Origin of the sequence: Streptomyces sp. 142MFCol3.1, from assembly GCF_000424945.1 — a bacterium.
Taxonomy (GTDB): Bacteria; Actinomycetota; Actinomycetes; order Streptomycetales; family Streptomycetaceae; genus Streptomyces; species Streptomyces siamensis.
In genome coordinates this window covers 82,057-96,189 of the sequence record NZ_AUKV01000015.1, presented here as the reverse complement: position 1 = coordinate 96,189, position 14,133 = coordinate 82,057, and the positions used below count along the sequence as shown (strand labels likewise).

The window sequence follows — 14,133 nt, the reverse complement described above, 5'->3', positions numbered from 1 at the left end:
AGCTTGTGTTTTCCTCCAGGGAACATAAGCCATTTAGAGGATTTAGTACGACCAACGTACGATAGTGGGCCATGAGCTCCACCGCATCGACCGATGGCGCCCACCGGCCTCGCGCCCGCGGCTGCGGCTCCCGCGAACCCCACCCCCCGCAATCCCCCGGAGCACATGCCCGCGCCGGTCACGGTCCGCGCGAGGAGGACACCCGGGAACCCCCCGCGGGGGACACCTCCGGGGCGCGTGCGCCGCGCGCCCCGGAGACCCGGGGCATCGAGCCCGTCCCGCCCGCCGAGCGCCGGGCGAGGACCCGCGGACTCTTCCCCACCTGGGTCGCCGCCAACATCACCGTCCTGCTGCTGACCATGGGGGCGAGCCTGTCCGTCACCTTCCGGCTCAACATCTGGCAGGCCCTGGTCGTCGGCGTCGCGGCGCCGGCCGTGTCGTACGGACTGGTGGGGCTGGTCGGCATCGCGGGCAAGCGCGGCGGAGCCCCGGGGATGGCGCTGTCGCGTGCGGTCTTCGGCCAGCGCGGGAACCTCCTGCCCGGCTCGCTGATCTGGGTCGCCCGGTGGGGCTGGGAGACGATCAACGCGGTGACCGGCGCCTACGCCCTGCTCACCGTGCTGGACGTCCTCTTCGGCGTCCGGAGCAGCACGTTCCTGGTCGTCGCGGCCCTGCTGCTGTTCGTCGCCATGACGTTCGCGATCTCGGGGCTCGGGATCGGCGCGGTGCGCCGATGCACCAAGTGGGCGACATACCTGTTCGGCGCCTTCTCCGTGCTCGTCCTCGGCCACCTCGTCGGCGACACGGACTGGGGCCGGGTGTTCGCACAGCCGGCGGGCCCCACGGCCCTGATGGTCACGGGGGTGGGGCTGATCGCGGCGGGTGGCATGAGCTGGGCACCGTCCTCGCCCGACTTCACCCGCTACCTGCCGCGTACGGCGTCGTCTGTGGCGATCGTGCGCAACACCGTCGGCGGTGCCGCGATCGTCGTGCTCCCGTTGATCCTGATGGGTGCGGTCATGGCGGCCTCCACCCCGGACCTGGCCTCGGCACCCGATCCGGTCTCCTTCCTCGGCGAGGTCCTGCCGCTGTGGATGGCGGTGCCGTACCTGCTGATCGCCCTGGTCGGCATGCTGCTGATCAACGCGATGTCGATGTACTCGGCGGGCTTCACCGCGCAGACCCTCGGCCTGAAGGTGCCGCGCCACTGGGCGGTCTCGGTCAACGCCGCGATCTCACTGGTCCTCGGTGGCGTCCTGATGCTCGTCGCGACCAGCTTCCTGAGCTCCTTCCTCGCCTTCCTGTCGCTGCTGGCGGTCACCTTCTCGGCCTGGGTCGGCGTCTTCGGCGCGGACATGCTGCGCCGCCCGGCATACGACGGCGAGGCACTGCTCGACACCACGCGCACCAGCGCCTACTGGTACCGGCGCGGCTTCAGCCCGGCCGCGGTCGTCGCGTGGGCGGCCGGGCTGGGCTCGGGCCTGCTGTTCACCACGTCGGACTGGTTCAGCGGGCCGCTCGCGTCCGGCAACCCGATCGGTGAGTACGGCCTCGGCTGGGTGGCCACCGCGGCGGTGGCGTTCCTGCTGTACGTCGTGCTGCCGAAACCCGCGGTCCGCGGGCCCGCGGATTCCGCCGAAGAGGCCACGACTATGGCTGTCTGACGATCCGTCAGCTAGCGTCCTCCCCCACACACGAAGGGGGCACCCATGCCCGTGACGGTCGTTCGCTTCAACCTCGTCGAGCCCGAAGCCACCCCCGCCTCCCTCAGCGCCCGTTACAAGGCGGCCGTCGAGATGGCCGCCTACGCCGACGACCGCGGCATCACCACCGTGCAGACCGAGGAGCACCACGGCGTCGCCAACAACTGGCTGCCCTCGCCGTTCGCGTTCGCGGGCGCCGTCTTCGGCGCGACCCGGCACATCGCGGTCACCGTGTCGGCGGTCATCGGCCCGCTGCACGATCCGCTGCGCCTCGCCGAGGACATCGCGGTGCTCGACCTGCTCAGCGGCGGACGGCTCGTGACGGTTGCCGGGATCGGCTACCGGCCACAGGAGTACGCCCTGTTCGACGTGGACTGGAAGCGGCGCGGCCGGCTCCAGGACGAACTCCTGGAGACCGTGCTGAAGGCGTGGAGCGGCGAGGAGTTCTCCTACCGCGGCCGTACGGTCCGGGTCACCCCGCGCCCGTTCTCCGATCCGCATCCCCTGCTGCTGGTCGGCGGTTCGTCGAAGGCGGCGGCCCGGCGTGCCGCCCGTCTCGGGCTGCCGTTCTTCCCGAGCGCGCACCTCCCGGAGCTGGAGGCGTACTACAAGGAGCGGCTGACCGAGTACGGCACCGAGGGCTGGACCATGATGCCCGCGGCCGAGACCCCGCTGCTGCACGTGTCCGAGGACCCCGACCGCACCTGGGCCGAGCACGGCAGGCACTTCCTGCACGAGGCCCGGACCTACGCCTCCTGGCAGTCGGGGGACATCCGCTCGGCGGTGAAGTCCGCGGCCACGACGGTCGACGAGCTGCGCACCGAGGGCGTCTACCGCGTCCTGACGCCGGACGCGTGCGTGGCTCTGGGGCTCGACAACTACGTGCTGCACCCGCTGTCCGGCGGGATGCCGGTCGACGAGGGCTGGCGCAGCCTGCACCTGTTCTGCGAAAACGTGCTGCCCCGGCTCGATGCCCTGAAGGGCTGAGCCGGGGCGGTACGCCTCTTACGAGTACGAGGAGAGGGGCAGCGGGGACTTGGCCCTTCTCCCCGAGTTCGGGGACCTCTGCGGGTGGGGGCGCCGAGGCCTAGCCCATCTCCTCCAGGGCCTTGCCCTTCGTCTCCTTCACGTACTTGAGCACGAAGGGGATGGAGAGGGCGGCGAAGATCGTGTAGATCACGTAGGTCGCGGAGAGGTTCCAGTCGGCCAGCGACGGGAAGCTCGCGGTGATGGCCCAGTTGGCGATCCACTGCGCGGAGGCGGCGACGCCGAGCGCGGCGGCGCGGATGCGGTTCGGGAACATCTCGCCGAGGAAGACCCAGACCACCACGCCCCAGGAGAGGGCGAAGAAGAGGACGAAGATGTGGGCGGCGATCAGGGCGACCCAGCCCTGGGTCGCCGGCAGCTTGCCGTCCACCAGGTCGAAGGAGAAGGCCCAGGCCTCCAGGCCGAGACCGATGACCATGCCCACGGAGCCGATGAGGGCGAGCGGCTTGCGGCCGATCCGGTCCACGAAGATCATCGCGATCACGGTGCCGACGATGTTGATGATCGACGTGGTGAACGAGTAGAAGAACGAGTCCGTCGGGTCGACGCCGACCGACTGCCACAGCGTCGAGGAGTAGTAGAACGCGACGTTGATGCCGACGAACTGCTGGAAGACCGAGAGACCGATGCCGACCCAGACGATCGGCTTGAAGAAGAAGGAACCGCCGAGCAGGTCCTTGAAGGTCGACTTGTGCTCACGCTTCATGGCGTGCTCGATCTCGGCGACGCGGGCGTTCAGGTCGATCTTGTCGCCCTCGACCTCCTTGAGGACCTCGCGGGCGCGGTCCTGGCGGCCGGCGGAGATCAGGAAGCGCGGCGACTCGGGGATCACGAAGGAGAGCAGGCCGTAGAGGACGGCCGGGACGACCATGACGCCGAGCATGACCTGCCAAGCCTCCAGGCCCATCAGGTTGCCGCGCTGGTCGCCGCCCGCGGCGTTCAGGATGCCCCAGTTGACCAGCTGCGAGATGGCGATGCCGATGACGATCGCGGCCTGCTGGAAGGAGCCGAGGCGACCTCGGTACGCGGCCGGGGCGACCTCGGCGATGTAGGCGGGGCCGATCACGGATGCCATGCCGATGGCGAAGCCGCCGATGATGCGCCAGAAGGCGAGGTCCCACAGCGCGAAGGGCAGCGCCGAACCGACGGCGCTGATGGTGAAGAGGACCGCGGCGATCTGCATGCACCGGATGCGGCCGATGCGGTCGGCTATGCGGCCCGCGGTGGCGGCACCGACGGCGCAGCCGATCAGCGCGATGGCGATGACCTGGGCCAGGGCTGCGGAGCCGACGTCGTAACGGCTCCGGATGGCCTCGACGGCACCGTTGATCACGGCGCTGTCGTAACCGAAGAGGAAGCCGCCCATGGCGGCCGCCGCCGCGATGAAGATGACGTGCCCGAGATGTTCGGGGTGAGCCGACCTGGCTCCTGACTGAGGCGCCTGCGCTGTGCTGGTCACGGGTAACTCCTCGGGCCACCGGCGTCACTGCCGGGGGTGGGGGGCGAGCCCTTCGCTGGTGGTTCCAGTGGCGCACAGGTTCACGCCGCCCACCACCTGAAGGTAAAAAGCAACGCTGCAGAGACTATGCCTTCAAGTATCGAAGTCAACAGGCAGCCAGCTATGAATTTCAGCCACAGCCTCACCAGAGTTGTGTTCAACACTTGAAGTCAAAGTGAAGACGACAGGAAGCCCAGGTCAAGACCGGTGTGGGCTACACGCACTTTCGCGGCGCTAGCGGAGACGCTGGCTGATGACCTTCGACACACCGTCGCCCTGCATGGAGACGCCGTACAGCGCGTCGGCGACCTCCATCGTGCGCTTCTGGTGCGTGATCACGATCAGCTGCGAGGCCTCCTGGAGCTCCTGCATGATCCGGATCAGCCGCTGGAGGTTGGTGTCGTCGAGCGCCGCCTCGACCTCGTCCATCACATAGAACGGACTCGGCCTGGCCTTGAAGATCGACACGAGCATCGCCACCGCAGTCAGGGACCGCTCACCGCCGGACAGCAGGGAGAGCCGCTTGACCTTCTTGCCCGGCGGCCGGGCCTCGACGTCCACACCCGTGGTGAGCATGTTGTCGGGATCGGTCAGGATCAGCCGCCCCTCCCCTCCCGGGAACAGCCGGCTGAAGACCCCCTCGAACTCCCGGGCCGTGTCCCGGTACGCCTCGGTGAACACCTGCTCGACGCGCTCGTCGACCTCCCTCACCACCTGAAGCAGATCGGCACGCGTCTTCTTGAGGTCCTCCAGCTGCTCACTGAGGAACTTGTGACGCTCCTCCAGCGCGGCGAACTCCTCAAGGGCGAGCGGATTGACCTTGCCGAGCTGCTGATACGCCCGCTCGGCCGACTTGAGCCGCTTCTCCTGCTCCGCACGGTGGAACGGCCGGGGCTGGTTGCGCGGGTGCTCCGGGTCCTCCGGCAGCTCCTCGCCCTCGGCGGGCAGCGACGGCGGCACCGGCTGGTCCGGACCATAGTCCGCGACGAGCCCGGCCGGCTCGACGCCGAGCTCCTCCAGCGCCTTCGACTCCAGTTGCTCTATCCGCAGCCGCTTCTCCGCGCCGAGCACCTCGCCGCGATGCACCGAGTCCGTCAGCTTGTCGAGCTCCCCCTTCAGGTCACGGCCCTGGCCGCGGGCGACGCCGAGGGCCTGCTCCCGGTGGGTCTTCGCGTTCTCCGCGGCGGCCCGCTCCACCTCCGCGCGGGTCAGCGAGACCTCGACGTGGGCGAGCAGCTGGCGCGCGCCGAAGGCGACGGCTTCGGCGACCGCGGCCTCGTGCCGCAGCCGGGCACGCCGCTGCTCGGCACGCGCGCGTGCCTCGCGTTCGGCGCGCGCGGCCCGGTCGAGTCCGTCGGCACGTCCGGCGAGCCCCTTGACCCGCTCCTCGTGCGTACGCACCTGGAGGCGGGCCTCCATCTCGGTCTGCCGGGCGTTGGCCCCGTCGGCGGCGAGCCGGTCGCGTACGGAGGTGTCGGGTTCCTCCTCCACGGGCATCTCTTCGGCCACCGCGAGCCGTTCCGCAAGCTCCTCGGCCTCTTCGACGGCCCGGTCCAGTGCCTCCTGGGCCCGCGCCGCGGCGGCCGCACTCCGTTCCGCCTCCCCGGCGGCGCCACGCGCCTGGCCGGCCAGCCGCCCGAGCTGCTGCGCGACGGACGACTTCTCCCGCTCGGCGGCCCGCCGCCGCTCGCCCAGCTCCTCGACGAGCGCGGCCCGTTCACCGCGCACTCCGGCGGCCAGGTGCTGTGCCTCGGTCAGCTCCTCGCAGCGCACGGCGAGTTCCTCCAGCTCGGCCGCCGCCTCGTCCACGGACGCCTGCACCTCCAGCAGGCTGGGCGCCCCTGCGGACCCGCCGTGTGCGAAGTGCGCGCCGAGCAGGTCGCCCTCCGCGGTGACGGCGGTGAGCTCGGGCCGTGCGTAGACGAGGTCCTCGGCGTCCTCGAGGGTGCCGACGACGACGATGCCGCGCAGCAGCCTCCGTACGGCGGGCATCAGCTCGGCGGGACCACGGACCAGTTCGGCGGCGTACCGGAGGCCGTCCGGCTGTGCCGGGGAGGCGCCGCCCGGGGTGCCGTCCCCGGGCTCGTCCGGCGCTCCGGTCAGCAGGAGGGCCGCCCGGCCGGCGTCCTGCTTGCGCAGCAGCCGGATGGCCTCCGCCGCGGAGGCCGGGGTGGTGACGGCGATCGCGTCGGCGGCCGCACCGAACGCCGCGGCCAGTGGGACCTCGAAACCGGGTGTGACCGTGAGCAGTTCGGCCGCGGGCCCGAGAAGGCCGGTGAGCCGGTCGCGGGCCCCGAGCAGCGCGCCCGTGCCGTCCTTGCGGCGCAGGCCGAGGGCGAGCGCCTCGTGGCGGGCCTGGGTGGCGGCGCGCCTGCGTTCGGCCGCGGTGACCGCTTCGCGGGCGGCGGTCAGGGCAGCCTCCGCCTCGGAGAGCTGCTCCTTGGCCTCCTCGTGCCGCTCGGCGAGCTCCGCGTCGCCCGCGTCGAGGCCGTCGACCTCGGCCTTCAGCTGCTCGTACTCCTCCTGGGCGGCGAAGGCGCGTTCCTGGGCCTCGTCGCGGGCGGAGACCAGGCGGTCGATCTCGGCCTGGGCGGAGGCGGCACGCGAACGGGCGGCGTTGACCTGGCCGTTCAGGCGGGCGAGGCCCTCACGGCGGTCGGCGATGGCACGGGCCACGTCCTTGAGGCGGCGCTCCTCCAGCGCGAGTTCGCGCTCCAGTTCGGCGCGGTGCGCGACCGTGTCCTCCAGAGCCCGTTCGGCCGCCTCCAGCGCCGCTTCGAGCTCGGCCTCCTGCTCGCGGATGCGCGCGGCCTCGCGCTCCATGTCCTCGGGGTCGCGCCCGCGCCGCTCCTCGGCGGGCACGGACGTGGCGCTCTTCACGCGTGCATCGGCCAGCGAGATCGTGCCGCGCACCCGCTCGGCGAGCTGCGACAGCTCGTACCAGGTCTGCTGGGCCCGCTGGAGGCGCGGAGTCAGCTGCCGCACCTCGTCCTCCAGGAGGGCCTCGCGCTGGAGCGCCTTCTTCAACTCGGCCTCGGCGGACTCCTTGCGCGTCTTCAGCGCGGCCTCGTCGGCGATCTCGGTCTGCAGCGCCCGCCGCAGCCGTACGAGGTCGTCGGCGAGGAGCCGCAGCCGCGCGTCGCGCAGATCGGCCTGGATGACCGCCGCCCGGCGCGCCACCGCCGCCTGCCGGCCGAGCGGCTTCAGCTGCCGCCGCAGCTCGTCCGTGAGGTCCTGCACGCGCGCGAGGTTGGCCTGCATCGCGTCCAGTTTCCGCAGCGCCTTCTCCTTGCGCTTGCGGTGCTTGAGGACGCCCGCGGCCTCCTCGATGAACGCGCGCCGGCCCATCGGATCGGCGTGCAGGACGGAGTCGAGCTGGCCCTGCCCGACGATGACGTGCATCTCGCGGCCGATGCCCGAGTCGGACAACAGCTCCTGGATGTCGAGGAGACGGCAGGTGTCACCGTTGATCTGGTACTCGCTGCCGCCGTTGCGGAACATGATCCGCGTGATGGTGACCTCGGCGTACTCGATGGGCAGGGCCCCGTCGGAGTTGTCGATGGTGAGCGAGACCTCGGCACGGCCCAACGGCGGGCGGCCGGTGGTGCCGGCGAAGATGACGTCCTCCATCTTGCCGCCGCGCAGCGACTTGGCTCCCTGCTCGCCCATGACCCAGCTCAGCGCGTCCACGACATTGGACTTGCCCGAACCGTTGGGGCCCACGACGCATGTGATGCCCGGCTCGAACCGCAGCGTCGTCGCCGAGGCGAACGACTTGAACCCGCGCAGGGTCAGGGCCTTGAGGTGCACGCCGCTGGACTCTACCTTTCGGGCCGGGTCTCACTCCATGAACGCGCGGTTTCACCCATGAACGTGCAGGGCACACCAGACGGTGAAGAGAGGGGAAGGGGACGCGGGGGCAAGAAAGAAGGGACGCCGGAGAGGCGTCCCTTGCAAATCTGACAACTTAGCGGTTGATACGGGCAGCCCAACCACTGCTGTCGTGGTGCGGTGCAGTGATCAGGTGAGCGCAGGCTCCGCCTGGGGTACGTCGATGCTCTCAAGAAGCGAATCGTGAGAAGCGGCAGCCGCGAGCGCGTCGTTCTCGGCCTGGATCCGTACGAGCTCGGATTCCAGGTCCTGTACGCGCTGCTGGAGCCGTCGCATCTCGGCGATGAGTCGCGGGTCGGAACCGCCGACGTAACCGAGAAGCGCCTTTGCCATGATGGATGGTCCTCCACACTGAGTGACCGACCGAAGCGGTGTGGGTCGTGAGGGAATCGCACCCGCGATGCTTGACACTGCTGATGTCCTGCTGCCGTTCCACATGCCAAACAGCTAAGGTGCGCGGGGCTTTCAGCGTCTCACCAAAAAGTTTGACGGTCAACACGATCACGCCCCGTATTGGGGGGCAACCCGCTGTCGCGCGGCCTTCTGACGGCTGCGCTGCGACTCCCGCGGGACCCTCGGGGCGTAGAGATCATCCTTCTCTGGGGAGCCTGCCACTTCTCGCCGTTCTTGGCAACCACCAGGTCATTTCTGCTCCCGGCAGGTGCCGGTGGCATGCCCGGCCCCCGTCCGGCGAGGTCATCGGGGTCGATGTCGTCAGCGGACGGCGAAGCCGTCGTAGATCCCGCGGGGCGTGTCCCAGATCTCAGTGACTCCGTCGACCCGGCCGGGCGTGTCGTCGCCCTGGAGCCAGTCGAGCAGACTCTGGCAGTCGTCCCGTGGGCCCTCCGCCACGACCTGGACGCGTCCGTCGTCCAAATTGAGAGCAAAACCACTCAGCCCGCCGATCTCCAGGGCCTTGGCGCGCGTGAACCAGCGGAAACCCACACCTTGGACCCTTCCGCGCACCCAGACGACCAGCCGTGCAACCTCGTTCATGGGTGCACGCTAACCGGACAATGTCTCTCGGAGCACTTCCCCCTCACGCGGCATGGGGTACCGTCCCGACCCAATGAGCCTCACAGGAAACTCACTCTTTCGAGTGAGGTTCATCCGGGGATCGCTGACCGCAAGATCGAGGAAGGCCCAGGAGATGGGACGCCACCGACGCTCCGCCGCCGGCCGCGCCGCCACAGGGCGCGCCACCGGGGTCACGGACACACACGGTGCTCGCACGGAGAGTTACGGCCCGGAGAATCTGTACGGCTACGCAGCCGTCGCCGACCTCCCGCCCACCGCCGCCGCCCGCTCGCACCGCAAGCGCAAGACCGTGACGCCCGTGCGCACGGGTCTGCTCGGTGTGTCGGCGGCCGTGGCGCTGGGCACGGTCGCCGTCGCGACCGGCGTGCTGCCGGGCAGCGAGAACTACTCGCTCGGTGGCGGCAGCAACAACTCCGACAACGTACAGGCCGCGAGCTCCCCGTCGTCCCTGGAGACCCAGCAGGGGGGCATGTCGGGCACCGCGGACGACTCCCGCGACGACGACACCCCGACGAGCCGTGACGCCCAGCGCTCCGTCTCGCCCCCGGCCGCCCCCTCGACGTCGCCGGCCGCGCCGGCCACCACGGCGCCCCCGAAGGACCACCCCTCCAAGCCCGGCAAGACGAAGGCACCCAAGCCGAGCAGGCCGGCCAAGCAGGCCACCAAGGCGCCGAAGACCAAGGAGCCGGTGACGGTGTCCGCGGAGAGGGCGGCCGAGGCCGAGGTGCTGCGCCTGGTCAACGAGGAGCGGACCAAGGTCGGCTGCAGCCCGGTGGCGGCGAACAGCTCCCTGTCCGAGCTGGCCCAGTCGTTCAGCGAGGACATGGCGCTGCGCGACTTCTTCGACCACACCGACCCGGGCGGGCTCAGCCCCTGGGACCGTGCGGCGCAGGCCGGGATAACCGGTCTGGGCGGCGAGAACATAGCCCGTGGCCAGACCACCGCCGAGGCGGTGATGGAGGCCTGGATGAACAGCCCCGGCCACCGCGCCAACATCCTGAACTGCGACTTCAAGACTCTCGGCGTCGGAGCCCACTTCGGCTCGGGCGGCCCTTGGTGGACGCAGGACTTCGGTTACTGAACTAACCGCAGGTCAGAGGGCTAAGCGCCCTCCTGAGCCGTGTCCGGGCCGTCCTGCGTGGACTCTTCTTCCGTGAAGACTCCGTCCACGGCGGCCCGGGTCCGCGTCCCGCTCGACGGCATCAGGTGCGTGTACGTCCGCAGCGGGGTCATGGTGCCCCAGGCACTCGCCGACCGCCTTGATGCTCTCCCCCGCGTCCAGCAGCACCGAGGCGAGAAGTGCCGGAGCGCGTGCATGCCGTTGTCCCGCCCGGCCTCGACACCCGCGGCCCGAAGCGCCGAATTTGTCGAGCGCCCCGGATCCTGACAACAGCAGTTGACACCAACAGACGTGAACAGCGGCGGTCGACGCCAGACAGACAGCCGAGGCACGAGCCGGGTCGAGCAAGGTCGAAGTCTCTCCGTGATCGACCTGATAAAGATGAGGCTGTACCTCAAAGCCTCTGCGGGACAATGGCGCCGTCTTCAACTCATGGACGGCGCCCCGCTGGGTTGAGTCTTTGGGCCGGCCCTAGACTCCGGGCTGTGCCGACCCCCCAAGACAAGCTCAAGCGTGCCTTCTGGTCTATGGACCGGATACTCGGCGGACAGCAGCCCCCGACTCGATCCCAGCGCTTCTTCGCTCGCCATCCACTCGGCATCGGCGTATGCATCGGGGTACCGGTCAGCACCCTCTTTGTGGTAACCACACTTGGGAACCATGGATCGTTGGGCGAGGTGTTGATCACGGGAGGCATGGGCGCAGCTCTGGGGATCGTCTTCGGATTGACGGCCTTGGGAGAGCGCTACAGGCAGCGCCGTCTCCAACGTCTGGGCCTCTGGAGCGTCCCCTCCAGCAATCGTCCAAGCGCCGACCAGACGACTCCGGAGCCGTTGTAGTACAGCAGCGAAGTACAGCAACCGCGGTGACCGCAGGCAACCGTCCCGAGCCGTCGCCACCTGCGTGATCAGACCCGGAGACCTCAGCGACCTTCCTGCCTGTAGTTCGCATCGAGGGGCGACATGCCAAAGATGGGACCGAGTTCCGGTTGTGCCCACTCCAGCAGGCTGCGGGAGCACCCTCGAAACAGCCGGGCTTCGTCTGGGCGTGTCATTCCGAGCGGGCCGGCCGCCGGGACTCCGTCGCCACGAACAGCGTCAGGCAAGCGAGCAGCACCGCCAGCGGCCCCCACACGAAGAACAGGACCGGATGGCCGTCCTCGTGATGGAAAAAACGCCACAGGACTAGGAGGAGTGCGGGGAGGTAGGAGCACATCATGCAGATGAAGGCCCTGTTCAAACTGGCCCGGCGCAGTGCTCGGCGGCGGATCTTCTCCTCCACCTCCGGCAGGCGGGGCCAGGGCATGTCGCGCCACGCGGCACCATCGACGCGGATGGCCTCCACCTCGGTGGGGAGGTCGTCACACTGCTGGCTGTCCACGAAGAAGAGCGGCAGGCGGCGCCCGTCCATGCCGTAAGCAAACGTCACGTGCTCGGGATTCCACCTGCCGGCCGGGGCCGGCCCGACCCTGATGTCGTAGAGGTCGGGCCAGGCTCGGTGGCGGCGAATCACGGCCCCCCGAGTGGTCACCCCGTCCGGTCCGACGAGGGTGCGCCCGACCCGCAGGCGTACCAGCATCCAGATGATCATCAAGAGCAGGGCGAAAACGATGCCTGCCTTGAGCCACGGCACCCAAGTGCGGTCGTTGTCGATAGCACTCAGCCTCAAGGTCACCAACAGCACCTGGACGCCCAAGAAGACTTGCAACGCCCGTGGCATGCTCTTGCGCCTCCGGTACTCCCGTTGGCCTCTGCCCATGCTCCCGTCCCGCCCCCTGCGCCGCCGATCGTCGCGACACAGTAGCCGGAACGTTTCCGCAGAGTGGAGGCCGGGTGACTTCCCTTCGTGCCTGATGGCCGGCGGGCAAGAGCACGAGACTGACAGCCGCAGGCAACGACGGGGTGCCACGGGCGAGGCGCCCCGTGACTTCTGGCTTCAGCGACCCTCACGGCATCGTGCGCACCGAGGATCACACCTCGACATTCCCGCCCGGGCCGTCCCTGGGCCGTCCGAGGGTGCTCAACGACACCCAACGCTGACAACCGTCGACGGCTAAACCGCAGGTCGCAGCGTTGGGCGATGAGCGGGGTGCAGGTCAGAAACCCGGTCCCGCACTTCTTCGGTTACTGAGACACGGAGTCCGGTGGCCGGGACGGCCACCGGCTCCGAGGCCCATGGCCGCGACTGCTTCACGGCCACTTCCACGGCGGTGGCCTACAGGCCGGCGTCAGCGACTTTCACGGCGATCCCTCGGGGTCGCCTTTGCCATGTTCGCCCGAGGGTGCCGCCCGGGCGGGCCGGGAGCGGGCGGCCGCTCATCCCCGGCCGCTCCCCCGCCGCCCCAGGCTGCGCAGCTCCCACCAGGCTGTCGGGGTCCGGCCCCGCTCCTGCCAGTACGGATGGAAGAACACCGCGGTCGAAAGCCGGTACAGACGCCGGCGCAGCTCGGTCCGGCCGGGCTGCTCGGCCAGCCGTCGGTAGGTGGTGCTCCACTCCTGCTGCGCCTGGACGAGATCGTCGGGAAACGGTCGCATGACAAGATTCAATCATATGTTCGATTTCCCTCGCATCAAGGGCGCGCACCGGAAGCACCACCCCCTCACGTCCCGCGGCACGGACACCGCGAGGGGCGGCGCCTCAGGCGGCCACCGCCGCCCCCGCCGAGCGCCCCAGCGCGAAGACGCGGGCCGCCTCGGCGATCCTTCGGCCGAGGTGCTCGGCGGTGGCGATGTCGGCCTTGTGCACGCCGTCCGGACCCTCGTCGACATTGGTCTGCGCGGCGGCGCCGGCGAAGACGCCGAGGCGGTTGAGGTCGTGCTCGGAGGCCGTGCTGCTGTTCCAGCCCGGGTGCAGACCGAGGTTGATCCAGTTCATGCCGTGCTGCGCGGCGAGGATCTGGAAGAACTGAAGCGTATGCAGCTTGTCGCCGCTCTTGGAACCGGAGTTGGTGAATCCGGCGGCGAGCTTGTCCCGCCAGTCCTGGCCGAACCAGCGCTTCGAGGACGCTTCGGCGAAGGCGTGGAAGGCGCCGGAAGCGGTGCCCATGTACGTCGGCGAGCCGAACACGATCGCGTCCGAGGCATCGAGCAGCTTCCACTGCGCGTCGGTGATCTCGTCGACCTTGATCAGCTCGACCTGGGCGCCGGCCTCGGCGGCACCTGCGCGGACGGCCTCGGCGAGCACGGCGGTGTGGCCGTGGCCGGAGTGGTAGGCGATGGAGACAACAGGGGTCGTCACGGTTCGTACTCCTCAGGGACGAAAGCGGGGCAGCGGCATCTGCGCTGCTCACTGAAGATGACGAAAGGAAAGCACTAACTTCTAGTTAGTGCAACCTGCTGGTTAGCGCTGTGTGCGCGTATGCTCGAGGTATGGATTCTGTCGCGCAGACCGCCGAGGGCACCGACAGCGGCCGGAGCGCCGCCTGCGTGCGGGGCAAGGACCTCGCGTACAACGTGTTCGCCCGCAGCTGCCCGTCCCGGGGCACGCTGGAGCACGTCACCGGGCGATGGGGCTCACTGACGCTGGGCGCGCTGCACGACGGCACGTTCCGCTTCAACGAGCTGCGCCGCCGTGTCGACGGCGTCAGCGAGAAGATGCTCTCCCAGACGCTGCACGCGCTGGAGCGCGACGGTCTGGTGCACCGCGAGGCCCAGCCCACGAACCCGCCCCGCGTCGACTACCGGCTCACACCGCTCGGCCGCGAGGTCTCCGAGCGTCTGCTGACGCTCATCGACTTCGTCGAGGGGCACATGGACGACGTGCTGGAAGCCCGCGAGCGCTACGACGAGACGCGCGAGCGCTAGAGCGTGCGTGCATGGCGTCGCCGGGCAGGCGGG

Annotated in this window: 11 protein-coding genes and 1 pseudogene; 4 read left to right on the top strand and 8 right to left on the bottom strand. The window is 69.7% G+C overall.

Annotated elements, in window-relative coordinates:
* Window positions 1-71 precede the first annotated feature (71 nt).
* Window positions 72-1,664, top strand: a complete 1,593-nt coding sequence (locus H305_RS46795; RefSeq protein WP_078629190.1) for a cytosine permease — start codon at window positions 72-74, stop codon at window positions 1,662-1,664.
* Between the two features lie 45 nt (window positions 1,665-1,709).
* Window positions 1,710-2,690 (top strand): LLM class flavin-dependent oxidoreductase, encoded by a 981-nt coding sequence (locus H305_RS0122870; protein WP_028802437.1) that lies wholly within the window; start codon window positions 1,710-1,712, stop codon window positions 2,688-2,690.
* Window positions 2,691-2,790: 100 nt separating this feature from the next.
* Here the strand turns inward: H305_RS0122870 and H305_RS0122865 are convergent, their stop codons facing one another.
* The 4 genes from H305_RS0122865 to H305_RS0122850 form a co-directional block, all read right to left on the bottom strand.
* The gene (locus tag H305_RS0122865) at window positions 2,791-4,209 is read right to left on the bottom strand and encodes a sugar porter family MFS transporter (RefSeq protein ID WP_028802436.1); all 1,419 of its coding nucleotides are present in this window, start codon (window positions 4,207-4,209) and stop codon (window positions 2,791-2,793) included.
* 273 nt (window positions 4,210-4,482) lie between these two features.
* Entirely contained in the window at window positions 4,483-8,058 is a 3,576-nt protein-coding gene (smc, locus tag H305_RS0122860; RefSeq protein WP_028802435.1) for a chromosome segregation protein SMC, read from the bottom strand.
* Between the two features lie 210 nt (window positions 8,059-8,268).
* A complete protein-coding gene (locus H305_RS0122855; RefSeq protein ID WP_028802434.1) occupies window positions 8,269-8,472 on the bottom strand; it encodes a hypothetical protein in 204 nt (67 codons plus the stop codon).
* A 381-nt stretch (window positions 8,473-8,853) separates the two neighbouring features.
* Entirely contained in the window at window positions 8,854-9,135 is a 282-nt protein-coding gene (locus H305_RS0122850; RefSeq protein ID WP_028802433.1) for an acylphosphatase, read from the bottom strand.
* Between the two features lie 154 nt (window positions 9,136-9,289).
* Between H305_RS0122850 and H305_RS0122845 the strand changes: the two genes are divergently transcribed.
* Window positions 9,290-10,258: a CAP domain-containing protein gene (locus H305_RS0122845; protein WP_028802432.1), complete on the top strand. Its 969-nt coding sequence runs from the start codon at window positions 9,290-9,292 to the stop codon at window positions 10,256-10,258.
* A 20-nt stretch (window positions 10,259-10,278) separates the two neighbouring features.
* Here H305_RS0122845 and H305_RS54965 read toward each other — a convergent pair.
* The 4 genes and pseudogenes from H305_RS54965 to H305_RS0122825 form a co-directional block, all read right to left on the bottom strand.
* Window positions 10,279-10,536: pseudogene (locus H305_RS54965) on the bottom strand (site-specific integrase); the annotation flags it as partial.
* An 811-nt stretch (window positions 10,537-11,347) separates the two neighbouring features.
* Entirely contained in the window at window positions 11,348-11,971 is a 624-nt protein-coding gene (locus H305_RS0122835; protein WP_158690562.1) for a hypothetical protein, read from the bottom strand.
* Window positions 11,972-12,612: 641 nt separating this feature from the next.
* On the bottom strand, window positions 12,613-12,831 hold the full coding sequence (locus H305_RS0122830; protein WP_028802430.1) for a hypothetical protein: 219 nt from the start codon (window positions 12,829-12,831) through the stop codon (window positions 12,613-12,615).
* Window positions 12,832-12,934: 103 nt separating this feature from the next.
* The gene (locus H305_RS0122825; protein WP_028802429.1) at window positions 12,935-13,534 is read right to left on the bottom strand and encodes a flavodoxin family protein; all 600 of its coding nucleotides are present in this window, start codon (window positions 13,532-13,534) and stop codon (window positions 12,935-12,937) included.
* 131 nt (window positions 13,535-13,665) lie between these two features.
* On the opposite strand from H305_RS0122825, the gene H305_RS0122820 reads away from it, so the two are divergent.
* The gene (locus tag H305_RS0122820) at window positions 13,666-14,100 is read left to right on the top strand and encodes a winged helix-turn-helix transcriptional regulator (protein ID WP_078629189.1); all 435 of its coding nucleotides are present in this window, start codon (window positions 13,666-13,668) and stop codon (window positions 14,098-14,100) included.
* Window positions 14,101-14,133 lie beyond the last annotated feature (33 nt).

Bases quoted from the DNA above. Each gene is read 5' to 3' on its own strand.
- H305_RS46795 (WP_078629190.1), top strand. From the start codon at position 72: ATGAGCTCCACCGCATCGACCGATGGCGCCCACCGGCCTCGCGCCCGC.
- H305_RS0122850 (WP_028802433.1), bottom strand. From the start codon at position 9,135: ATGAACGAGGTTGCACGGCTGGTCGTCTGGGTGCGCGGAAGGGTCCAA.
- H305_RS0122820 (WP_078629189.1), top strand. From the start codon at position 13,666: ATGGATTCTGTCGCGCAGACCGCCGAGGGCACCGACAGCGGCCGGAGC.
- H305_RS0122830 (WP_028802430.1), bottom strand. From the start codon at position 12,831: ATGCGACCGTTTCCCGACGATCTCGTCCAGGCGCAGCAGGAGTGGAGC.
- H305_RS0122855 (WP_028802434.1), bottom strand. From the start codon at position 8,472: ATGGCAAAGGCGCTTCTCGGTTACGTCGGCGGTTCCGACCCGCGACTC.
- H305_RS0122845 (WP_028802432.1), top strand. From the start codon at position 9,290: ATGGGACGCCACCGACGCTCCGCCGCCGGCCGCGCCGCCACAGGGCGC.
- H305_RS0122870 (WP_028802437.1), top strand. From the start codon at position 1,710: ATGCCCGTGACGGTCGTTCGCTTCAACCTCGTCGAGCCCGAAGCCACC.